Genomic DNA, 23,235 nt, shown 5'->3' with positions numbered 1-23,235 from the left:
TGATCAGATGGTGGTAATTACATCACCCATTGGTGTGAAGAACTGAATAACAGCAGCGAGGTTGCAAGTTTTGCCTGCTTCCAATGTTGTCTTAGATCCATTGCTCAAAATTGCTGTCCAGGGTTCAGTTGTGAGGTTTTTCAAGCCAAGCATGCTCGGATCAGATGGGTGCTGCACGATCTGCCCCACTGGATGCTTCAGATCTGGTGGTTTGAGGTTGTCGAAATGGTGGGGATAAATCTCGTTCTCAGCACTAGCAGCCACCACACCATTGGCCAGTCGCAAAGTCTGCGGTTGAGTCAATGCGCTCTTGCAGTTCCAACAAGTTGCAGATGTGGCTAAGTCATTAGGGAAGTTCTCCTGACCGCATTGATCACAGAGGACTCGATGATCGATGGTCTTGGCAAGGACCTCCTTCCATTGACCTGTTAATGCGCGTCTTTTCGGGGCCTTCATGCCATCACAGAAGGTCTGCAAAAAAACGTTCTGCAACGTCTGTGGGTAGATCGGCCAAGTGATCAAGGCCGCGGCATGTTCTTCTGGATTGGGGCGATTGCGCTCATTCTTTGGATCAAAGATGAACAGCGGATCTTCTCCATACAGCTTTCGGCGTGCAGGTTCATCAAGGCACTTGATGCCAAGGTCCATCTGGCCCCTCAGTGGGTCGTGTCTGGTGAATAAGCGGAACAACAACGCTGCAAGCGAAAACAGATCGCTATTGGTGCCAGGCCGGGCTCGAGTCATCAACACTTCTGGAGCAATAAAGCCTGGAGTGCCAAGCACGCTGCTCAACTTGCGGCCGTCGACATCCACGTTGTCGTTATCGCAGATCAAAATGCGGCCCGTCTGAGCTTGAAGAAATAGGTTCCCCAGTGAGATGTCCTTGTAACAGAGCCCTTTGCTATGGAGGTCATGAAAGGCATCTGCAAGGAAGAAGCCAGCCCTAAGAACGTTTTGCAGGCTGATTTCAATGCGGCCTGCGTAGTGCTCGATTGCTCCCACAAAACCTGGTGGCCGTAAACCCATCAGATAGCCGCAACCAGGATCGGAAAGCTTGATTGCTTCTGCAGTAGCAGGGGCGGGCCTTAGTAAGGCAATTGGCCAAAGAAAGTCACTATTGGGCGCCGTTGCACGAATACTTTCCCCTAAACGCTGCGGAAGATTTGGATCTCTAGCCAGGTAGCTAGGGAAATACCACTTCAAGGCCAGATGCTCACCGGCCACATCCACCTCAAACACCTGACCCTGGCCACCCCCCCCCAAACCACGCAAAACCTTCAGTGGCTTGGAGAGTCCATCGAACTCCAACAAGCTGCCTTCTGGAAGGATCCAATTCACGGATAACTAAAAGGGCTATGGCGCGTTGCTTGGAGTCTGATCGAAAACAACATTGATATGAGGCATGTCGGCCTATTGAAAAACAATCTGTGCTTCAGGGCAGGGGTAGTGATTAGGTCTTATTTGATCTCTAGGTGCTGGTGATTTATCTACTCATCGCATATTTCGGCACCAGGCACCTTCTTGACTTTGTAGATATTGGGAGGTTCCCTGATAACCTAGAGACGATGCCCTCTTTAAATCTTTACAGGCACTTCTATCTTGACCAAGCGCATGTTTTGCAAGACCACGTGTGTCTAACGTGGCGCCATCATTTGGATTGATTGCAAGTGATTTATTGGCATCCTTAAGAGCATCTTGAAAATCTCCTTGTAGATATTTAGACCATCCGCGGTTGTTGTAGGCACTGGCATACTTCGGATCAATTGAGATCGCCTTGTTGGCATCAGTAATTGCTCCCTGATAATCTCCTAAATACATCTTGGCAACACCACGCATATCGTAAGCATAGACATACTGCGGATTAATGTCTATTGCCTTGTTGTAATCAGCAATTGCTCCTTGAGTATCTCCTAAGTTTCTCTTGGATACACCACGATTGCTGTAGGTCTCAGCAAGTTGCGGATTAATTGCTATTGCCTTGTTGTAATCAGCAATTGCTCCTTGATGATCTTTTAGTTCACTCTTGGTAGCACCACGGTTGTTGTAGGCATCGGCATACTGCGGATTAATCTCTATTGCCTTATTGAAATCAGCAATTGCTCCTTGATGATCTTTTAGTTCACTCTTGGCATTGCCACGGTTGTTGTAGGAAACTTTGTCCTGCGGATTAATCTCTATTGCCTTTGTGTAATCAGCAATTGCTCCTTGATAATCTTTTAAGTCATACTTGGCATAAGCACGAAGAAAGTATCCTCCTACACTTGATCGCAATGCTAATGCCTGGGTTGTCAACTTAATAACTGTCTGTTCTCTTCCCTTCTTTGTCTGGGATGCTTTTGCTTGCGCCAGATAGTCATCAGCAGTGGTTGCAGTTGTCTTGGCAACAACAACAGGAGCACCACTTGCAAAGAGTTTGTAGTAAGTAATTGGCACGCCTTGATTAACTCCTGTCTTCATTACTAACTCACCACTTGATGCCTGTTCATCTCTCTCTCCCCTGCCATGAAGTCCCACCAAATCTCCATCAGCATTAAGCAGCACGCCTCCACTCATTCCAGCGACTGTTTCGTTGTCGTATAGCAGTTGATAACCCTGATCAATTCCTACTTCTGCATTAGCAACAACCTCTCCAGTTTCATAGCGAAGGTTTTGTGAATTGTTTAAAGGGAAACCTGCCACATAAATCGGTTGATCATGCTTGACCTTTTTGATATCACCAACATATGCAACCTCATAAGCACTGCCACTAGAGAAGGAGAGCACTGCCATATCAACCTCTCCCAACCTTTGGATGCTGCCTTGCTCTAGTTGGTGCTCATTCCCATCAGAGGTATAGATCCCAACCTCTTCTCCTGGCCTATTGCCACTAACTACATGCCATGCCGTAAGCACCGTGTAGCGATTGCCTTCTTGCTTGACGATCACCCCTGAACCTTGTGTTGCACCTTCTATGCGAACAGTGATTGCCTTGGCGATGCGTGCCACAGCAGAAGCATCTTGTGCAATTGCTGGACCCTGCTGAATAACGACTGCTGTGGTTGCAGTTGTGATGCCAACGGTGCCCAGAAGCAGTGGTTGCCCTAGTGGCAGCAACAAAGAGACGGCAGCAGCAAGGACAGTTCTTCTGCGTGACATCAGGTAGGTGCTGCTGGATTCAGGGTAGGTGGGGTGTCTTATCAGGTCTCTAGGTGCTGTTATTTATGTCCTCATCGCATATTGCGGCACCAGGCACCATCACCACTGGCAAGATACTTAACGTTTTCCTGGCGCCCTAGAGAGGCTGCTAACTTAAAATCTCTACATGCTCTTCGTTCATCATCTAATACCAGATGGGCATTAGCTCGATTATTGTAGGCAATGACATAATCTGGATCAATCTGTATTGCCTTGCTGTAATCAGCAATTGCGCCTTGATAATCTTTTAGTTCACTCTTGGCATTACCACGGTTGTAGTAGGCATCTGCATATTCTGGATCAATCTCTATTGCCTTGTCGAAATCGGCAATTGCCCCAAGATAATTTCTCAGAAAACTCTTTGTAAGGCCACGATTAGAGTAGCCATAGGCATACTGTGGATTAATCTCTAATGCCTTATTGAAATCAACAATAGCTCCTTGAAAATCCCCGCTTCGCCCTTTCTCAACTCCAGAATCTAGATAATTGGCAGCACTTTGAGCATGTGCTGCCTGGGTTGAAAGCAGCATTGCACCAGTCGCCAGAGCAGTGCTAGATCCCAGTAACAGTGGTTGCCCCAGTGGGAGGAGCGATAGTGCAGCAGCAACGGCAGTGGTTCGGCGTGTCATCAAGGAAGTTCTCTGATGCTTTAAAGAGTAGGCAGGGGGCTTCGTTTTTCGTCGAGATTTTTTTAGAGCGGCCCCTTCGCCATTTTCAGACTTCCTGTCTCACCACAACGGCTCATTTCTTTGAGGTGCACTCTGAGGGAATTGGCATTCCTTCCTTACCCACCCAGCAGCATCTTTATCTCCAAGAGATGATGCTTCTTTCCAATCAGCACAAGCACCTTTTAGGTCTCCTACTAATTCCTTGGCAATCCCGCGGTTCTTGTAGGCAACGGCAAGTTGCGGATCTAATTCTATCGCCTTATTGTAGTCAAGAATTGCTACTTTATTGTCTCCTAAAGCACTCCTGACATTCCCACGATTTACAAAAGTAAGAACATGCTTTGGATCAAGTTCTAGTACCTTTTCATAATCAGATATTGCTCCTTGATAATCACCAATGTTTTTCTTTGATATGCCACGATTGCTGTAGGCATCGGAATACTCTGGATTAATCATTATTGCCTTTGTTAAATCAGCAATTGCTCCTTTGTAATCTCCTAGGTTTCTACCCTTGATAGTCCCAAGGTTGTAGTAAGCAACGTCATACTGCGGATTAATCACTATTGCTTTGTTGTAATCAGCAATTGCTCCTTGATAATCTTTTAAATTACTCTTGGCAAGACCACGGTTCAAGTAAGCATCGTCATACTGCGGATTAATTACTATTGCTTTGTTGTAATCAGCAATTGCTCCTTGATAGTCTCCTGATTTCCTCTTGGCATTACCACGGTTGTAGTAGGCAGCGTCATCCTGCGGATTAATATCTATCGCCTTACCCCAATCAGCAATTGCTCCTTGAGTATCTCCTGATTTAACCTTGGCAACACCACGGTTGGTGTAGGCAAGAGCAGACTGCGGATTAATCTCTATTGCCTTATTGTAATCAGCAATTGCTCCTTGATAGTCTCCTAATTCATCCTTTGCACTACCACGATTGTAATAGGCAATGGAGTCTTGCGGATTAATTTCTATTGACTGATTAGCATCATTCAGTGCTCCTTGGTTGTCGCCTAAATTTAATTTTATACCACTACGACTGGCATAGGCATTTGCATCTTGCGGATTAATTTCAATTGCCTTATTGAAATCAGCAAGTGCTCCTTGATAATCACCTTTATTAAATTTTGCATATCCGCGTTTCATGAAAACTGCCGCGCTTTGAGCATCTGCTGCCTGGGTTGAAAGCAGCACCGCACCAGTCGCCAGAGCAGTAGTAGATCCCAGTAGCAGTGGTTGTCCTAATGGCAGCAGCGATAGTGCAGCAGCAATGGCAGTGGTTCTGCGTGTCATCAAGGAAGTGCTCTGATGTTTTAAGGGTAAGTCAGGACTTATTTGGTCTCTAGGCGCTGTTGTTTAATCTCCTCATTTCATATTGCAGCACCAGGCACCACCTTCGCTTCTTAACCATTGTGTTGTTCCTTGATTTCCAAGAGATACTGCCTTTTTGTAGTCGCTACAGGCACCTCTTTTATTGTTTAAATCGTACTTGGCATTGCCGCGATTGTTGTAAGACCTGGAATACTTCGGATTAACGTCTATTGCCTTGTCGTAATCAGCAATTGCTCCTTGATAATCTTTTAATTTACGCTTGGCAACACCACGATTATTATAGGCAATGGCATGCTTCGGATTAATTGCAATTGCCTTGCTGTAATCAGCAATTGCTCCTTTATAATCTTTTGATTTACGTTTGGCAATACCACGATTATTATAGGCAGCGGCACGCTGCGGATCAAGTTCTATTGCCTTTGTGTAATCAGCAATTGCTCCTTTATAATCTTTTGATTTACGTTTGGCAATACCACGATTATTATAGGCAATGCTATACTGTGGATTAATTGCAATTGCCTTGCCGAGATCAGCAATTGCTCCTTGATAATCTTTTAATTCATCCTTGGCATAAGCACGAAGAAAGTATCCTCCTACACTTGATCGCAATGCTAATGCCTGGGTTGTCAACTTAATAACTGTCTGTTCTCTTCCCTTCTTTGTCTGGGATGCTTTTGCTTGCGCCAGATAGTCATCAGCAGTGGTTGCAGTTGTCTTGGCAACAACAACAGGAGCACCACTTGCAAAGAGTTTGTAGTAAGTAATTGGCACGCCTTGATTAACTCCTGTCTTCATTACTAACTCACCACTTGATGCCTGTTCATCTCTCTCTCCCCTGCCATGAAGTCCCACCAAATCTCCATCAGCATTAAGCAGCACGCCTCCACTCATTCCAGCGACTGTTTCGTTGTCGTATAGCAGTTGATAACCCTGATCAATTCCTACTTCTGCATTAGCAACAACCTCTCCAGTTTCATAGCGAAGGTTTTGTGAATTGTTTAAAGGGAAACCTGCCACATAAATCGGTTGATCATGCTTGACCTTTTTGATATCACCAACATATGCAACCTCATAAGCACTGCCACTAGAGAAGGAGAGCACTGCCATATCAACCTCTCCCAACCTTTGGATGCTGCCTTGCTCTAGTTGGTGCTCATTCCCATCAGAGGTATAGATCCCAACCTCTTCTCCTGGCCTATTGCCACTAACTACATGCCATGCCGTAAGCACCGTGTAGCGATTGCCTTCTTGCTTGACGATCACCCCTGAACCTTGTGTTGCACCTTCTATGCGAACAGTGATTGCCTTGGCGATGCGTGCCACAGCAGAAGCATCTTGTGCAATTGCTGGACCCTGCTGAATAACGACTGCTGTGGTTGCAGTTGTGATGCCAACGGTGCCCAGAAGCAGTGGTTGCCCTAGTGGCAGCAACAAAGAGACGGCAGCAGCAAGGACAGTTCTTCTGCGTATCATCTGCTGGTTTCTGATGCTTTAAAGAGTAGGCAGGGGCTTCGTTTTTCGTCAAGATTTTTTAGAGCGGCCCCATCGCCATTTTCAGACTTCCTGTCTCACCACAAAGGCTCATTTCTTTGAGGTGCACTCTGAGGGAATTGGCATTGCTTCCTTACCCAACCAGCAGCATCTTTATCTCCAAGAGATGATGCTTCTTTCCAATCAGCACAAGCACCTTTTAGGTCTCCAACTAATTCCTTGGCAATACCGCTGTTTCTGTAGGCAGCAGCATACTGCGGATTAATCCCTATTGCCTTTGTGTAATCAGTAATTGCTCCTTGAGTATCTCCTGATTTCCTCTTGGCAAGACCGCGGTTGAAGTAGGCAAAGGCATCCTGCTGATCAATCTGAATTGCCTTTGTGTAATCAGCAATTGCTCCTTGATAATCTCCTAATTTTTCCTTAGCATAACCACGGTTGACGTAGGCAAAGGCATACTGCGGATTAATCTCTATTGCCTTACTGTGATCAGCAATTGCTCCTTGATAATCTCCTAATTCACCCTTTGCACTACCACGATTGTAATAGGCAATGGAGTTTTGCGGATTAATATCTATTGACCGATTAGCATCATTCAGTGCTCCTTGTTTGTCGCCTAAATTTAATTTTGTACCACTACGACTGGTATAGGCATTTGCATCTTGCGGATTAATTTCAATTGCCTTATTGAAATCAGCAAGTGCTCCTTGATAATCACCTTTATTAAATTTTGCATATCCGCGTTTCATGAAAACTGCCGCGCTTTGAGCATCTGCTGCCTGGGTTGAAAGCAGCACCGCACCAGTCGCCAGAGCAGTAGTAGATCCCAGTAGCAGTGGTTGTCCTAATGGCAGCAGAGATAGTGCAGCAGCAATGGCAGTAGTTCGGAGTGTCATCAAAGGGAGTGCTCTGCTGTTTTAAGGGTAGGTAGGCGTTCTTTCTCTCCTATCTAGCAGCAACTGCAAAACATGAAGAAGGGCACCCGCGTTGGATGCCCTCAAGTCCAGGGCAGGTTTTCAGGGTTTCTACGTCCTCGGACTCCTAATACAGGTCTAAGCAAGCAGTAATAAGGTGTCAGTAGGGAAAAGTACTGCATGTTGACTGTCTCAACATGCTTGATTTATTGCCCGTGCAAAGACTGCTGCTCTTGTTGCCGTCAGAGTTCCCAGCAGAAAAGATGCTGCAAGTGGCAGCAATGAAAGTGCAGCAACAAGTGCCTTCAAAGAGATCATCAAAATGGAACTAAAGCTTGGATGGGTAGCTGAGGTTGATTCGTTGGCATCTTCTAAAGAATGGCGTTCAACGCTCGCTGACCTGCGTAGACGAAAACTCCCAGGTGTCCTCGTCCGTCTGCCAGAGGTCCCAGACGTAGTGACATCCGCTTCTGACAGTGAGCTTGCCTCTAAACCCCGCAGGAACCTGCTGGAATAGCTCCTCAATGTTCACGGCAGGTTCGCCTTCAAAGGTGAGAACTTGTGTAACCCGCTGGCACATTTGCTCTGAGAGAACAGCTTTCAGCTCTTCAATCGTCATCAGTTCCTCTTCAATGGCTTGGCTGCATTGACCTGCGCATAGAGGTCTGCCGTTGCATCTGGCTTGAACCTGGCGTAACTACCGAGATGCACTTCAATCGTGTGCCCCATGGCTTCAGCGATATTGGCGACAGGCAGATTCGCTGCATGTGACGCCTTGGCGTAGCGATGCCTAAAGGAATACGTCGTGAGTTGTTCACCTGTGTTCAACGCCTCAGCTTTCAAGCTCCTCCAAACCTCACGCCGACGCAGATAATTATTCAAAGCCTGTGCTCCATCGCCATCGCTGTGCAGTGGTGGTAACTTTTCGCCAACTTGAAGCCGGGCTTGCAACTTCCAATCAATGGAAGAACCATCGAGATCACGAACAAGTAGCGGTAGCAGGCGACGCGGCTCTGTCTTGTCTCCTTTCCTGCCGCCCATCGACTTTTGATAGATGGTCCACAATTCGGAACCCTTTGCCCCGCCTTTGATCCGTAGCCATCGCAATTCTTCTGGTCGCTGTCCGTATACGGCACACAGTTGAATGGCGAACTGCCAGCGTGGATCAGGTGTCCCTTCCAGCAACCTGAGGATCTCTGCATCTGAAATGGCGTAACCAACGCGCTTGCTCTTCAGTACCTCAGGAAGCGTTGCAGGAGGTGAGTAGATCAGTTTCAGGTGACCTCGTTGCACCGCCTAAGTCAGAAAGCCATAGAGCTTTTGACGGCTGATCTGACGGGACCTGGAGCCTTGTTCCCATTGCTCGAGGCATGACATGCAAAGCGATTCCCCATCACGTGGTGGGGTTCCTTTGGACTTGTCTCGACATTTGAGCAGTACAGGCAGATAAATCTTCTTCCAGGTTTTATCACAAGCGTAGGGGACGAACTTCCTGTAGCTCTCGATCAGCTCGTCAAAGTTCAGTTGTTGTTTTGAGCTGCTTGTATCAGCACTTTGCGCTGCCTCTGCCAGGGTGAGACGTCCACCATTCCAGCGTTTAAAGATCTGCTGAAATTGCAGGTGATCATTAAGATCACGCTTAACAAGCTCAACTCAAGCCAGTTGTATCAGTAAATAGCCCTCTACTTTCTGGTGATTCAGAGATGATATATAAAAGGTCTTTGCGTTCATTAGTACCATCATTTAGCTCGCCAACGTATTTGGCTAAAATTTTGGGATCTGGATCTCTATCGAGAACGTTATTATACAAGATTGTGACAAAATCTGTGTTGCTTAAATTTGCTCCATAGCAATTTGCAAATTCCTGTGATTCAGCAAACGCTTTAGCAGTTTCCTTATAGGTTTTCTTGCCAGAGCTATTGACATTAATCCAGTTTTTAAAACCAGCTGCATCTGGTAAGCGACCAAAAGCTGCATTGTAAAGACGGAAGATGATACCTGAGGCATCATTGATGCCTGTGACTTGATCAAAGGTTGCTTTAATATCATATCTAGTTAAGTCTTGATTGGAGAATCTAAGCAAACTTACGCCTGTAATTTCATCAATATCTTGTCCAGTTTTGGACTGCAAGGCGTAACGCCCTTCGCCCAAACTGTAAAATTTATAGTCATCGCTATTGTCTTCATAGACCTTGCTGAAAGCCGTATAGGTATTATCAATTTCATTGATTATTGTTTGGTTATCTACTGTAATATCATCTTCTGCTCCCCAGAGCTTTTTCAATGTTTTCAAATCCAAGTCCGAAAATCCGATGGGCCAGCCTTCTTTACTTGATCCATATTCAGTACCCATAGGGTGTCTATATGACATTATTGTGTCAGCAGAAGTGAAATTTGGGTCTAATCCATCTCCATTGGGATGTGATAAGCCAAGAGCATGGCCTATCTCATGAACTATAGTACTCTTATCAATACTATTTAATTTTTCATTTGGGTTAGTATTTCTCCAAAGTATATCCCACCATGGCTCATCCCAATCCCTCCCAAGACTTAAAGCTTCTCCAATGTCACGACGTGCCCAATTGTGTTCGTATTCATTGCTGTATTTCGTATCAACGCTGTAGATATCTATATCGCTGACAATATCGCAATTTACAATAGAGGAATCATCATAGTAATTTTTCAGCTCTGACAACTGATCCTCATCCTCTTCAACACCGCGATAGTCATGATAGCCCACTCGTTCAAAATCTAAATCGATAACCTTGTCGAGTGATTCAAAAATACTTTCAATGAAAATCTGTGCTTCATTAGTTTGTTTGTGACATTTAACATTGGCTTCCGTTTTTCCATCTGCTTTTAGATAGTCATACTCAGCCCAAGTCGTATCAATATGATATAAGATAATTTCGTCTACCGGTTCCTTTTCAAGAACCTTTTGCATATGCTGAATAAACTCTGGTTCAGTAATATTAGGTGTATTAGAATTATATTCATTTGCTGTTGTTTGTGACGCAGAAGTAAACTGAGATCCAAGATCTGTCGACTCTTTTTTGCCAGAGTCTGATGAAATAGTATGAGAAGAAACAGTAAGACCTATTGCTTCAAGAAGCTGGCTAGGCTCCAATTCTGAATACCCAGGAGTTTTACGAGCTATCGCCAACTCAAGAATCTTGCTGCCATTTAGCTGTGACTCAGGCAGAGGTTTAAACCCTAAAGCTTTTAGAAGTGCTCTCATTTTGCTTAGTTGAACTGTATTAGATATTAGCATATTAATATAGCTGCATTTGAAAAAAATATTTATATCGATCTCTATACATATGGACTTGATTGAGTCTTAAGTCCTAGGCCCATGCGTCGGAGCAATCTATAAGGCAATTTACTGTCAATATCAATAATCGAACAACTCTACGAATGGTAGAACAAATGTAACAGGCTTAGCATGATCACAGTAAAACTACTGCGAGTTCCTCGAAAACAACAGGATCAGTCTCAGGATCAATCCAACGCTCTAATTAAGAACAAAACCAATCCATAAGAGACCAGAAAGTGAAAGCATAAGAGATGGTGGATTATCTTCATAATCTAAGTATCTAATGAGACAAGTCAATTCATATTTTAGAGGCCATATAACTTAGTTAGCTTATCTAATATTTCTCCATAGGCACCCTCCTTCATGACGACCTTCATCATGTGAACCATCTTGGCGACAGCAATCTTGCGGTCATGGTTGACGTCATCAATAACAACCTGCCGTGCTTCATGCAGGTAGTTCCGTGCTTGGCGTTCATCGACACCCCACTCTGAGGCAGCGCAGCATTAGCCATGTGAGTGGATTGAGGGAGCATGGCTTTAGCAGAATTAGGCAAAGCGATAGCAACAGGTTGAGTGTCGATTACTTTCACGGCTTGGAGAGTTCCAGCATTCAGGGAATGCGTGGCTACCTGCCAGCATTAACTAGAAAGCTGATCAAGTCGCTTGACGATCTGATCAAGCAGCTCCTTATTGCGCTCGATCTTTTCTTCCAATTTGCCTAAGTAGATAGCCGTCAACTCAGCATTGGCCTTGTCGGCTTCGAGGAAAGCTTCCGTCAGTAGGTCAAAGCTGTCTTTTAAGCTGGTGTCAGGCTTCGGCTCAGTCTTCAACTGGTTGAAAGAGTGAGACATCATGTCGAGGCCGTGTCTTACTTCCATTCCCATTGGTTTAGTGCGCGTTTTGAGAGGTTTCCCTTAACCCCTTCACTCTTTCGGCATTGCTTTAAAAACTCATCACCCAATCCAGTGATTTATTTACCTCTGTTTTCCCCTAAATGGGGGTTATGTCTCTAGCCCTGTAGCGTTTGGTCTATGGAATTCGACCACCATTCAGAAGCTTTAAAGACTGCTCGCAGGAAGTGCCGTGAAGCCTTAGCAGGCAAAACATCTGTTGCCTGCATGGGGGATCGCTTAGCTCTCAATAGCTTTTGCCTCGTCAAGCCGATCTATGACTCCATTGCAGCTGCATCGACAACACAAGCAGAAGGCATAAAAGCGATTGGCAAACATCGCCCTGACATCCTTTTTACCTCTGATGACCTAGAGCAGGGATATGGGATCGACCTAGTCAAAGAAGCAAAGCTTGTTTCGACTGAGATCAAGGCACTGATCTTTCTTAGACGCGAAACCAAAGAAGTCGTCAAGGAATTTCCATCACGCTTTAACTTACCTGTCTCTGCTATATCACGATGAAGCAGGTAGAGCAATTTGATTGATAGCATATCTAAGCATAATAGTTATCTGATACCAGAGCATTAGCTTTATAGGCTACTACCTGACTGGAGACTCAAGTTCCTTGGCTTAATGATCTAATTATTATTTATGTGCAGATCACAGTTATTTATATATCCATGGCTAGACTATCTGGGTTGCCAGTGTTACATTTAGCAGCTTAAATGTAACCGGCAAGTTCAGGCAGAAGAATAGAAGCTGCCTTAGGATTTAGCTTTTCTATAAGATTAAAATATTTCTGATCAGTATCCTCCGAGACCATAAAATCATTGATAGCCCTCCATTCTTCATTGGAACCTGTTTCAAATTCATCATCTAGAGAGGTAACTTTAGAGGAAATACCTTTTTTTAGTTCTGGCGAAAGAGCAGAAACTATATTTGGACTAAGCTTTTCAACAAAGCGAAGGTTTTTGTAATAGTCTAATTTTTCTTCCTCAATACCACTGATTTTGTCTAAATGCCCCCAATCGATATCATCCGAGTCAATTAAGTCATCGTCAATACTCCATTTCTGATTGATGATTTTTTTAAATTTATCATCTACTAGATCCTCGTCCGTAATGGTATTGGTAGCAAAAACTCTTTTATTAGAGGCATTGCGTCGAACATCGAATTTACCAATCTCTCTAGTAGCCCACCCTTGAAATCCATTGATCATCCATGAATACTGATCATTAAAATCAGTGAAGATTGGTCGGGTAGTGAGATTTTCGAATGTAAGGATTTCATGTCTGCCGCCATCTGTAACATTATAAAGAACACCATTGCATTTTTGTTTACCATTTCCCCATTTCTCTGTCCATCGGTTGGACTCATGAAAGTCGCCTTCACTTGGGTTCCATCGAACAACAAGTTCAAAATTATTACCTTTTAACATATGATTAAAAAGGCCATCGATCAGAAGAGTATTGTTGCCATCATTACCATTCAATTTTGTTACGCTATTATTTTGCTTGATGGAGCCTGCAGGATCAATATTAAATTCACTGTCATAACTAATCATAAAAATATCATCAAAATTGGAACCCTTGATTTCTGAACCAGAGCCAGTCGCAATCAAGTATGAAGCTTCATTGACAGCAACTCCTTCTGTAGGTTGTATTGCGTGTGAAAGATCAATATTGCTTCCACCCTTGGATCGAATAGACTCTACTCCACTGTAAAGTTTGTCTTTGATCTTATGATAATGAAGTGTATCTTTAGATAGAAGAGCTTTGCTCTCATTATTAATTATTGCTTCTAAGTTACCATCTTTATTAGTGCTAACAGTAATAGAATGCGCAAGATTGCTGTAATCGACCGTATCAAAGCCTGGGCCACCAAAAACTTCGTCTATACCTAGGTCTGGTGAAATAAAGTCATCACCTCGACCTCCTTCAATTTGGCTGCTACCCTGATCTCCTAAAATACGATCATTGCCTTGATGAGTATGAACTTGGAGCTGTTTATCATTTCCTACTCCCCCTTCCAAGTCTCGCTGGATAATTAGACGGTCATTAGCGATTGATGTGGTAATACTCTGCGCGTCTGCATTACCCCTAAGGTAGTTCCACTTCGTATCTTTAGCTAAAATATATCGTTTTTCGTCGCCAAATTGACGCACATGAAGAAGAGAGTCAAAGTAATCATTCTTGTTCCATGTAGTACCTGCAATAACACTGTGTTGATCTTGATTTAATCTTATCTCTCCAATTAAAGGTGCTTTGTTGTCAGTGACTGTTCTTGACTCTTGATCCATCTCTATATCAATACGCCCGTCTCCTCTGTATTTAAGTGTTGGTCTAATGCCAGCATCAAAAATAATCTGATCTTGGCCAATTACAAAATCCAGAAATACATCGTTTGTCCTTTTATGTAAAATTGGAATCGGCTCAATCGTAAGTTCATCTGGTATAAGAGTTTTAACATTTTCGCGTGTCTCATCGATCTTTTTCTTGATTTCAAGTTCTTTCTCAATGCGAGCATCTTCTTTTAGTTGGTTGTATATTCCTTCAGCGACTAAGGCTCCGACGCCAAGAGCGCCGCCAAGAAATAAGACGTTCTTAAGCGCTTTTCCTTTAAATGTTTCACTGACATAATCCGTTATTGTATCGCTAGCCTTTTCTACGACAAAATCCTTGGCGCTGTTAGCAACCATTGTACTAGTAAAACTATTGAAAACTCCTTTGTGACTTTGTTTAATCTCAGCCTCACTTTTCGTTTGGTGAACAGAATCATTGATAATATTTAGAGCTTTTAATAGGTTTTTAGACCCTTTAATCTCAATATCATGTGTATACTTACTTTCGTTATAAGCCTTTAAAGAAATTACATTGTCGACATTCGGATTAAGCTTAAATACCTTACCATCTATTTCTGCATCAGTTTTCAGTTCATAGGAGGCTGAATGAATGATTGCAGGGGCATATGCCTTATCTATCTTTTTAAATTTGCCAAAAGCATCATGCACTTTAGTTTTGTTTACTTCTGTATGATCACTCTTGAAGCTCGAGTTCTCATTAATTGCATTTCCGCGAGATGAACTTCCTGATGATAGTGTCAGTTCATTATGTTTAACCTCAATATCCCTAGAGAAAATAGCCCTGAATCGACCCGTTCCATCTCCCCCTTTGGCCTCGTTATCTATGAAATCGACATTGTCCAATGTTAAAGATGAATCTTGTGTGTCTGACGCAAAACTTGTGAAAGTACCAAGAGCGGCTCCATCTCCACCTTTACCTCCACTGCCACCTTTTTGGCGGGAGGGTTTTGCCCCACTGGTGCCATCCGTAGCCCATTCGCCACCTTTCCCACCACGTCCTGGCTGCGCAGGTGACCAATCCGGTGTTCGACTGGTTGACCAAAAAGGACCAGAAGCACTATCTGTGCCAGCGTTTCCACCACCACCTCCCCCTGCACCACCACCTGCTCCGTAAGCTCCATTCCCTCCATTACCACCTTTTCCACCATTTCCCCAAACATTCGGATTACTACGCTCGTAATACTGGTTTTTGTCACTAACACCACCACCTCCACCACCGCCTCCACCTTGACCGCCTTCACCTATCGAACGCCCACTTTGACCGTCACCACCTTGCCCACCATATGTTTCCCCCGCGTACACTGCACCTGGCTCACCACCCTGATGAAAAAAATGATTTAGCCAACTATTTATACCTACTGGATGTTGTTTCGAATATTCCTTACCGGCTGCTTTCGCACCTCTAAATCCCCATGTTTCGTAAGAGGTTTTAATACTTGAGTTCTTGTAACCGTGACGATACCAACCATTTCCACCTGCTGCACCCGACTTCCCAATACCACCACTAACTTTGTTTGATTGGATTACGCTATCTTTCCATGTTAAATGCCCACCCCAATGTAGAACTGCCGCTCCAGCCGCGAGACTCCCACCACCACTGCTGATAGCTCCCCCTTTGACTTCATTGTTGACAAGATTGATTCGAGTTATATCAACGCGTGTTGGCTTATTACCATATAATGCCCCATCCATATTTTCAGGACTGTTAATCCTAAATAATGATCTCACCCTGTCAAGGCTTTTTTGGTTTGATCCGTCAATAGTAATATTTTTAGTGGCTCTGTTATTAATTAACCAGTCACCACCATTAATAGTGTATTTATGCAAGCTCGTCTTTTGCATCGGCTTGATGCTAAAATTACCTTTGAATGCGATTTCTATCGCCTTGCCTTGACTCGCAGATAAGTGCCCTCTTTCTAAAGCATGTGTTAGCGAGCCCCATCCAAAGTCTTTGTTATTTGTGACCCATATCAATTCTCTTTTAACAGAAGACATTCTTGAGAACCTACGAACATGATAGATCATAGTCATTTTTATTCAAATTGGCAATATCCATTTTTTTAAGAATTTGCAGAAGTTACTTTTTAGTCTCAACTAAGTGAGAACTTGTTGTATATTCAGAGCAACTGTTTATCCTAGACAGGAGTCCATTAACTGCGGAATACATTCAGAGTAAGGGAAGGTTAACAGTAGCTACAGATAAATATGTAAAAACCCTTGGCATGTATTTCTATTGATTACTGCCTCTTATATAGTTATCGTTTCTGGGCATAAAAGTTGTCCCTGATTCACAGGATCACTTTTATAATCATGCGAGACTTTATACTTAAAATTAAGCTAGTAACCTCATTAAAAAGAAAATATGCAAGCAGCTGCTCAGCAGATCTAGAGCTTCTAACTATTTGCTCATTGATAACCCACATCACTTCTGAGTTGAGCAACAACAGCCATAAGCCACTTCCGCTCAACCCTTGGGCTGTGATTTTCACCGTGACCGCTATAGGTTTTACGGATGCAAGCCTTCCCATAAACATCCCCGCGAACTTGCTGTTTCAAGCCCCTCAACAAGCAGCTACGCGTTTTTAGAGCTTGGCCACACGCGACAACGTATTGGCGGCTCCTATTGCTTAATTCAGCTGACCGGTACGAAAGCCTTCCTTCATCACGGCCTTCATCATGTGAACCATCTCAGCAACAACAACCTTGCGGTCATGGTTCACATCATCAATGACAACCTGACGTGCTTCTGCGAGATAGTCCTCAGCTTGGCGTTTTCCGATACCCCATTCATCTGCAGCATGAGGATTTGATTAGGCAATGAAGACGTTGTCGATGCCTTCCGACTGCTGAGCGAAGGAGAAGTCCAGCGGATTTGTGCCGTAGACCGAGGCGAGGGTTTCGCTGCCCTTCATGAACGTTGTCGAGTTGTTGAATCCGTCAAAGACCACCTGCACATCCGCATCCGTCATGCCATCACCCAGTTGGATGAAGTCGGTGCCCTTACGAAAGTCACGGATGTTGAGCCTGCCTCCACTGTGCAGCTTGAACACATCCTTGCCGGGGCCTCCATATACAAGGTCGGTGCCACCATTAATAACTGTTCTGTTCGAGAGAAGCAAACTTTCTATCGCATTCAGCATCTAGAAATGACTGGAAGAAGACTGGCACCCTCAGCATTCTTCCTTCAAATCGGCGAACTGCAAGCTGCACTAGCAGACGCTGAGCCAACCAAAGAGTTAGCGGGTGCTGAAAAGTGACCGCTAGCGGCAGTTGGAGTGGGACCCATCTGCTTTAGTTTCGTGGGATACAACGGAACGTTCTACGGGGCCTGTGGGCCCTTTTTTCTTGTCTGAATGAGCAGTTACTGATAAGTGACCGTAAAGCTTTCAAGTGATAGAACCGGACATTGGACCGTCGTTAAAAAGGAATGTCTACCTCAATTCTCTATTAAGATTTGGGGAGTTCTTTTTTATCTTCTCAGCAGCTACAAAAAGGCTGAGGCAACCCAGTCAAGGATTGGTTCGAAGAGGTAGTGCTGGGGCGTTTAGAGACCCTTGATCGAAAGGAGCAATTTTGCCTACTGACGCCTTGTGGTTGCTTGCTTAGACCTAGATCAGGAGTCCGAGGACGTAGAAACCCTGAAAACCTGTCCTGGACTTGAGGGCATCCGACGCGGGTGCCCTTTTTAATGCCTTGCAGTTGCTTCCCTAATGCTGAGACTGTTTGCTCTAACTAGTCTGAAGGCATCGGAGTACGCCACCTTTTGATGTCCCGTCGTACTAGCGCCTTTGCTGCTGCACTTGCTCTGATGGCACTTGGGTCGCCATTAATCTCTGGATGCTCTAATTTTGCCTCGTATATGGCATTGAGCAGTGCCAATCAGAAATACGAGACGGGAGATTACAAAGGCGCAATTGCTGATTTCAGCAAGGCAATAGATATTAATCCGCAGTATACCGATGCCTACTCCAACCGCGGTGCTACCAAGGATGAATTAGGAGATCATCAAGGAGCAATTGCTGATTACACAAAGGCAATAGAGATTAATCCGCAATATGCCGCTGCCTACTACAACCGCGGTAATGCCAAGAGAAAATCAGGAGATAATCAAGGAGCAATTGCTGATTACAACAAGGCAATTGAAATTGATCCGCAGCATGCTCTTGCCTTTGCCAATCGAGGCGATTCAAGAGGAAGACTTGGCAAAGAAAAAGATGCCTGCATTGACTACAAAAAAGCAGCATCTCTTGGATATCAAAGAGCAGCACAATGGTTAAACAGTGAAGAAGGTGCCTGGTGCCGCAATATGAAAAGCGGGCATAAAACTGCTGTGAGTTTATAAAGTTCAACTAGTAAATACATAAAAGACCTCAAAGGAGCCTGTAGGACTGGAAGAAAGCAGCAGGACTAGTTGATAAGAATGCCGCCTGTTGGTGGAGGAGCACTGTCAGTGACCCATCAGTTCATCCAGATCGGTCTCTAACGGGCAAGGACTAAGGCGTTCTTCCTCTAGTAAAGGGAGTAGGAGAAAGCCTCTCTTCTATCCACAACGATTACCACGACTCCATCTGACAAGTCATGAGGCTCTATCTAGGTTGAAGAGATGGACTTGTCATAGATGTCTCGCCTTAGCTCAAGCTTGCTCCTGACACTGGTCTCACTGGCTTTTCATGGCGTCCATCAGCAGCCAGCCGTTGCAGGTTGCGCAAACTACGAAGCGGTGGGCTGGTTTACCAATGCCGTCACTGGCGAGCGATCTAAAGACATTGCAGGCACAAGCTTTCGTTGTGGCAATGCCTATAGCGCTGGTGGTGGCTTTAGAAGCACTGATCTCACAGTGACAACGACTGTCTGCATTAACGAGGAGATGTGCACCGATACCAGATTTGAGCCAAACACGACTTACGTTTCAATCAATCAAGGGAAATCAGTTAGTAGTGAGCAACACAAGGGTGAAATCCTTTCATTCACCAGGGATAGCATCACTGTGAAGGTTGAAAACTCTCCAATTTCATATTCCTGGAAAGACGGAAAATTTATCCCTTGTTATGAATGCCAGGTCTCCAAAGGAGGGACCTGATCAAATAGCTCCTGTACTTCTTTATCTCACTGGAGTCCTTTATGGATTTATTGCAGCTCTACTGTTCAGTCGTAAGACTTTCTCATTCACCTTTTACTGGAGTTGATGTGGGCTGATGGCTGCAACCAAACACATCCCAGATAATGAGTAACCTTTTAAGCGTTTAATCCCTGTGCAGCGGTTTCGTTTGAGCAGTCAATTGGCGAGGCACATTCTAGGTTTACCGGATAAAACTTTTTGCCTTGGTGGCTTTTCGGGTTTCTTCTCCCATTGGAGCAAGAGTGCTAGACCACCACCACCACCACTCGAGCCACCCCAGCCAAGTTGTTTTGATGCAGCAGCTGACTTACCAGGCTGTCCATCTCTCCCGGACATTTCCCAATCGTGATATCCACCAAATTCACCTTTAGATCCTCCTGCACCATTAACTTGATTTACCCAGTCAGACCACTCAATCGTAGAAGGAGCTCCATAATTAAAAGCTCCCCCGTTTGTACCATTGCTACCATTTGTCGCATAAGTGTAATGGTTACCCCACATGGGGACCCCTGGTAACCAGTAGTTCTCAACTCTCGTTTCGTGTACCCAGCCAGTTCCTCCTTTCCCGGTTCGATACCCTGTGCGTTCTCCACCGCTAACTGTATTTCCTTGTATAACACTATCTCGCCATGTCAAATTTCCGTTAAAATGTAAAATAGCGGATCCAGCTCCCAGTCCACCTCCCGCTCCTCCTGTTCCATGAGGCCCAATTTTGTTTTTTCTTTTTACAAGGCTGACACGTGATATATCAACAGTTAGATCTTTTAATAAAGATATAGACTGGTACTTATTTACCTGCCCCCGATCATAATTCGTATATGCGTTATCTCCAAAAACAAATAAAGATTGGTCATTTTTTAAACTGCCATCAATGACAATATTTTTGGTCGTCTTTTTATTGATCAGCCAGTCGCCCTTAACTAGAGAGAATGGAGCAGTAGGTTTGATTCTAAAATTATTCGAGAAAACTATTTCTACTTTTTTGCCTTGATCTACACTTATGTTGGCTTGCTTTATAGCATAGCGGAGTGAACCAATGCCACTGTCGTTAGCATTTTTAACCAAAAACTCATTTCTTTGATCATTGGTAGCTGTAGACATCTTTTCATTTTTAAATTTGATTTAATCATATACGATTCTTCTACGCGATGCATTGCTTTCCATGAAGCTTTTAATCATGCTTTATAGCAGTCTGGCAATGATCACTCGCTTCCCTGCTTTGTTTTTGTCTTCAAGAAATTGATCTAAAACCCTAACCAGTCTGAATAGTCAAAATACATAACAAGCTATTTTATTTGCTTAAAAATAACACCTTCCCTTATCGATACAAAGGGAGCCCTAGATATTGTCTTGCTTTTAGCTGTGCCCTAGAAAAAATGCACTAAGGTGGTGAAATGAGAGTTCGATGTCTCAAGAGCTTAGATGAACATTGAGTATTTAAAAGACGAACGCCTACCTAAGGGGGTGGGAAGATTTTGCGTTACCAAGGTCCAGGTTTCAGAAGCAGTCGCTAAATCAACACCTTCCGCTGTCAATGCAAACAGAATCAGAGACCTGCATGCAGTAATAATGAATGCATTGCCAAATTGGCTGTTTCGAGGGCGGGGTGTTTCTCTTTGCTATACGGATCGCGGAAAAAAAACGTTCCTATCAATGGATTTGCCAATAGAAAACGGAAGCGAATTTTTGGTTCCAGACCTTGAGGCCCTTAGATTTATTGCGAAAACAAAAAAATTACAACTGCCTTCCTTTAAAGAGCATTGCAGGCAATTTAATCGTCGTCATGAAATTATCTTCTGGAGGGGGGCAACCACCGGTCTAGGCAATATTCAATCCATAAACCATCTCAACTCAATCCCAAGAATTCAAATATGTTTATCAGCGTTATCATGCAGTATGTATGACCTGAGAATATCCAGTTTGGTGCAAGCAGATGAAAATGTTGAGGATGAGCTAAAAGAATGGATGATCGATAAAGGTATTTTTGCTGAGTATGTTTGTTCGGAGGTCTTTAATGATTATTTTGCAACAATAATGATGCCCGGAAACGCCACTCCTTGGGGAGTCCTGGAGAAAATGTATAACGGATTATTGATCATACAGCCCAGACAGTTTTTCCAAACGCTATTCGCTTATATGTTGAAGAGCAAGCACCATTGTATTCCTATCCCCAATTACTCTGCCTCTTCTTTGAAGCATACTGCCACCTGGTGTTTATCGAATAAATCAGACGCTTCCAAAATCGCGTGGAGAGGAAGGGTTTTAGCATATAGTTACTTATCTAACCTGAAAGCTATTTATATTGCGAAAGCTCTACTTATTAAATACGGGCTTGGAAGCACATTTTTGCTGTGGATTTTTCAGCGCATTTTCAATGCGTATGTGCTTTGTTTTTACTGGATCAGCAGAATCACTCGCTAGCAAAGGAAATCTTTTTGCATCGTGCTTGTCAGCCAGGTACGGTTTGCTTTGCCTTGGTTGATTGATTTCATGGCGCAGTGTGATGAGGTTATCAATAAGAACTGCCCCGCCCAAGCCAAGGCCAAAACCTTAACCACTCATTAAACCACTACCAAATAAAAAATCCTCCAGTGGTTTGATGTATTGTTGAGTGAACCAACCACAACCACCTTCGACGCGGTCAAGGAATTTAAAAAGAGACTAGGCTGGGAAGGATGGATTTCAGCTATCGGCTACTCGTTTTGAGCAGCGACTGGTTGGATGGGAGTGCTGGCTAAGGCAAGAGCAGCAGCACTAGCTACGGATAAAGAAAGACGAAGGGAACGCTGCACTGGGATTGAACGCTTAAAAGGTCACTCATTATCTGGCATGTTTTTGGTTGCTTGAACTAAGTCACATCAACTGCCGTAATCAGATCGATACCTGGTCTTGTCAGCTAGACGTATTAGTCAACAGCAGATCTACATGCATCAACTCTTGTGTGATGCATCTACAGAGCAGTAAGTGAGTTGATGCCCTCGAAGCTTTGCCGCAAAACCCTTATGTTTAAAAAGATATGGGCTGCCGATAGAACTCTGTGATCAAAATCACAGTTTCGATTGAGTCAGGTCATCACCTCTGAGATTGATTCGAAAGATGGTGTGTACATCGAGAGCAACTATGACTTTCGATACATATCAACATAGTTCTCAAAACAATGACTACTTTCTTTGGTGGCATAGGCCCTGACTTTAAGGTTGGTAGCCCTGGCATTGATTTGCTATCTGGTGGTGGCGGTGATGACCGCCTGTTCGGGATGGCCGGAAATGACCGTCTCTATGGCGATTCCGGAAATGACCGTCTTTATGGCGGTTCCGGGAATGACTGTCTTTACGGCGGTATAGGGAATGACTACCTCCACGGCGGTAGAGGGAATGATCTACTTAAAGGAGACACTGGTAATGACGTCTTGATCGGCGGTACTGGTAATGACTATCTCTATGGCGGTTCCGGAAATGACCGCCTATATGGCGGTTCCGGAAATGACTTTCTGGTCGGCGGTATTGGTTATGACGTCCTAAGCGGCGGTGCTGGGAATGACAACCTCAATGGCGGTCAAGGTCATGACCGTCTCTTCGCTGGTGACGGTAAAGACTACCTAGTCGGTGGTAGTGGAAATGACTACTTATGCGGTGGAAGAGGAAGCGACACTATGCATGGGGGATTCGGTAAGGATACTTTCCGCATCATCAATGGAGTTGGTTATGACACTATCAAGGACTTCACTGATGGTCAGGATCGGATTAGATTGGGTAGTGGTACAACTGGACTAAGTATTTACAACTCATCCTCTGGTCATGCATATGTCTCACAGAGTGGAGACCTACTTGCTAAAGTTGAAAATGCTGCAGGCGATCTCTCCATCGCTGGTAATTTCCTCGTCTAATTGATAAGCTGTGGCCAATAGCTATCCAGGAATAGGATGACCGCCTGCCTTCCCATCCCTGGATAGCTTTATAGATAAAAAAGAACT

20 protein-coding genes are annotated in these 23,235 nt (G+C 44.2%); 7 read left to right on the top strand and 13 right to left on the bottom strand.

Annotated features, from left to right (window positions below; all coding sequences use genetic code 11):
• Positions 1 to 3: 3 nt before the first annotated feature.
• From SIB79_RS04065 to SIB79_RS04020, 10 genes are all read right to left on the bottom strand, one after another.
• Positions 4 to 1,338, bottom strand: a complete 1,335-nt coding sequence (locus SIB79_RS04065; RefSeq protein ID WP_063402797.1) for a protein kinase domain-containing protein — start codon at positions 1,336 to 1,338, stop codon at positions 4 to 6.
• Between the two features lie 153 nt (positions 1,339 to 1,491).
• Entirely contained in the window at positions 1,492 to 3,135 is a 1,644-nt protein-coding gene (locus tag SIB79_RS04060) for a tetratricopeptide repeat protein (protein ID WP_413681142.1), read from the bottom strand.
• 71 nt (positions 3,136 to 3,206) lie between these two features.
• A complete protein-coding gene (locus SIB79_RS04055; protein WP_236072428.1) occupies positions 3,207 to 3,704 on the bottom strand; it encodes a tetratricopeptide repeat protein in 498 nt (165 codons plus the stop codon).
• A 198-nt stretch (positions 3,705 to 3,902) separates the two neighbouring features.
• Entirely contained in the window at positions 3,903 to 5,132 is a 1,230-nt protein-coding gene (locus SIB79_RS04050) for a tetratricopeptide repeat protein (protein ID WP_081215601.1), read from the bottom strand.
• 72 nt (positions 5,133 to 5,204) lie between these two features.
• Positions 5,205 to 6,434, bottom strand: a complete 1,230-nt coding sequence (locus tag SIB79_RS04045) for a tetratricopeptide repeat-containing serine protease family protein (protein ID WP_413681141.1) — start codon at positions 6,432 to 6,434, stop codon at positions 5,205 to 5,207.
• Positions 6,435 to 6,739: 305 nt separating this feature from the next.
• Positions 6,740 to 7,459: a tetratricopeptide repeat protein gene (locus SIB79_RS04040; protein WP_413681140.1), complete on the bottom strand. Its 720-nt coding sequence runs from the start codon at positions 7,457 to 7,459 to the stop codon at positions 6,740 to 6,742.
• Between the two features lie 502 nt (positions 7,460 to 7,961).
• On the bottom strand, positions 7,962 to 8,156 hold the full coding sequence (locus SIB79_RS04035; RefSeq protein WP_155724519.1) for a hypothetical protein: 195 nt from the start codon (positions 8,154 to 8,156) through the stop codon (positions 7,962 to 7,964).
• A 38-nt stretch (positions 8,157 to 8,194) separates the two neighbouring features.
• Positions 8,195 to 8,869: a hypothetical protein gene (locus tag SIB79_RS04030; protein WP_236072440.1), complete on the bottom strand. Its 675-nt coding sequence runs from the start codon at positions 8,867 to 8,869 to the stop codon at positions 8,195 to 8,197.
• Between the two features lie 355 nt (positions 8,870 to 9,224).
• A complete protein-coding gene (locus SIB79_RS04025) occupies positions 9,225 to 10,814 on the bottom strand; it encodes a DUF4214 domain-containing protein (RefSeq protein WP_063402769.1) in 1,590 nt (529 codons plus the stop codon).
• Between the two features lie 715 nt (positions 10,815 to 11,529).
• Complete coding sequence (locus SIB79_RS04020; RefSeq protein WP_236072430.1) at positions 11,530 to 11,745, bottom strand: hypothetical protein; 216 nt, start codon at positions 11,743 to 11,745, stop codon at positions 11,530 to 11,532.
• Positions 11,746 to 11,922: 177 nt separating this feature from the next.
• Here SIB79_RS04020 and SIB79_RS04015 point away from each other — a divergent pair, with 177 nt between their 5' ends.
• Entirely contained in the window at positions 11,923 to 12,303 is a 381-nt protein-coding gene (locus tag SIB79_RS04015) for a hypothetical protein (RefSeq protein WP_413681139.1), read from the top strand.
• Positions 12,304 to 12,502: 199 nt separating this feature from the next.
• On the opposite strand, the gene SIB79_RS04010 is transcribed toward SIB79_RS04015, so the two are convergent.
• Positions 12,503 to 16,138, bottom strand: coding sequence for a calcium-binding protein (locus SIB79_RS04010; protein WP_155724546.1), 3,636 nt, complete (start codon positions 16,136 to 16,138; stop codon positions 12,503 to 12,505).
• 476 nt (positions 16,139 to 16,614) lie between these two features.
• Here SIB79_RS04010 and SIB79_RS04005 point away from each other — a divergent pair, with 476 nt between their 5' ends.
• The gene (locus SIB79_RS04005) at positions 16,615 to 16,953 is read left to right on the top strand and encodes a hypothetical protein (RefSeq protein ID WP_196757562.1); all 339 of its coding nucleotides are present in this window, start codon (positions 16,615 to 16,617) and stop codon (positions 16,951 to 16,953) included.
• Here SIB79_RS04005 and SIB79_RS04000 read toward each other — a convergent pair whose 3' ends face one another.
• Positions 16,954 to 17,112, bottom strand: a complete 159-nt coding sequence (locus SIB79_RS04000; RefSeq protein ID WP_196757561.1) for a hypothetical protein — start codon at positions 17,110 to 17,112, stop codon at positions 16,954 to 16,956.
• A gap of 12 nt (positions 17,113 to 17,124) precedes the next feature.
• Here SIB79_RS04000 and SIB79_RS03995 point away from each other — a divergent pair, with 12 nt between their 5' ends.
• The 3 genes from SIB79_RS03995 (at position 17,125) to SIB79_RS03985 (ending at position 19,223) form a co-directional block, all read left to right on the top strand.
• Positions 17,125 to 17,400: a hypothetical protein gene (locus SIB79_RS03995; RefSeq protein WP_196757560.1), complete on the top strand. Its 276-nt coding sequence runs from the start codon at positions 17,125 to 17,127 to the stop codon at positions 17,398 to 17,400.
• Positions 17,401 to 17,951: 551 nt separating this feature from the next.
• Complete coding sequence (locus tag SIB79_RS03990) at positions 17,952 to 18,485, top strand: tetratricopeptide repeat protein (protein WP_236072479.1); 534 nt, start codon at positions 17,952 to 17,954, stop codon at positions 18,483 to 18,485.
• Positions 18,486 to 18,761: 276 nt separating this feature from the next.
• Positions 18,762 to 19,223 carry a hypothetical protein gene (locus SIB79_RS03985; protein ID WP_081215610.1) on the top strand — a complete coding sequence of 154 codons (462 nt, stop codon included), beginning with the start codon at positions 18,762 to 18,764 and terminating at the stop codon, positions 19,221 to 19,223.
• A 195-nt stretch (positions 19,224 to 19,418) separates the two neighbouring features.
• Here SIB79_RS03985 and SIB79_RS03980 read toward each other — a convergent pair whose 3' ends face one another.
• On the bottom strand, positions 19,419 to 20,363 hold the full coding sequence (locus SIB79_RS03980) for a hypothetical protein (RefSeq protein WP_063402868.1): 945 nt from the start codon (positions 20,361 to 20,363) through the stop codon (positions 19,419 to 19,421).
• A gap of 321 nt (positions 20,364 to 20,684) precedes the next feature.
• Here SIB79_RS03980 and SIB79_RS03975 point away from each other — a divergent pair, with 321 nt between their 5' ends.
• Together SIB79_RS03975 and SIB79_RS03970 are read left to right on the top strand one after the other, a co-directional pair.
• On the top strand, positions 20,685 to 21,683 hold the full coding sequence (locus SIB79_RS03975; protein ID WP_063402867.1) for a hypothetical protein: 999 nt from the start codon (positions 20,685 to 20,687) through the stop codon (positions 21,681 to 21,683).
• 736 nt (positions 21,684 to 22,419) lie between these two features.
• Positions 22,420 to 23,148, top strand: coding sequence for a calcium-binding protein (locus SIB79_RS03970; protein ID WP_063402866.1), 729 nt, complete (start codon positions 22,420 to 22,422; stop codon positions 23,146 to 23,148).
• The last annotated feature ends 87 nt before the right edge of the window (positions 23,149 to 23,235 follow it).

The organism is Prochlorococcus sp. MIT 1342 (assembly GCF_047304495.1).
Lineage (GTDB): Bacteria > Cyanobacteriota > Cyanobacteriia > PCC-6307 > Cyanobiaceae > Prochlorococcus > Prochlorococcus marinus_D.
This window is presented reverse-complemented; position numbering and strand designations above follow the sequence as displayed.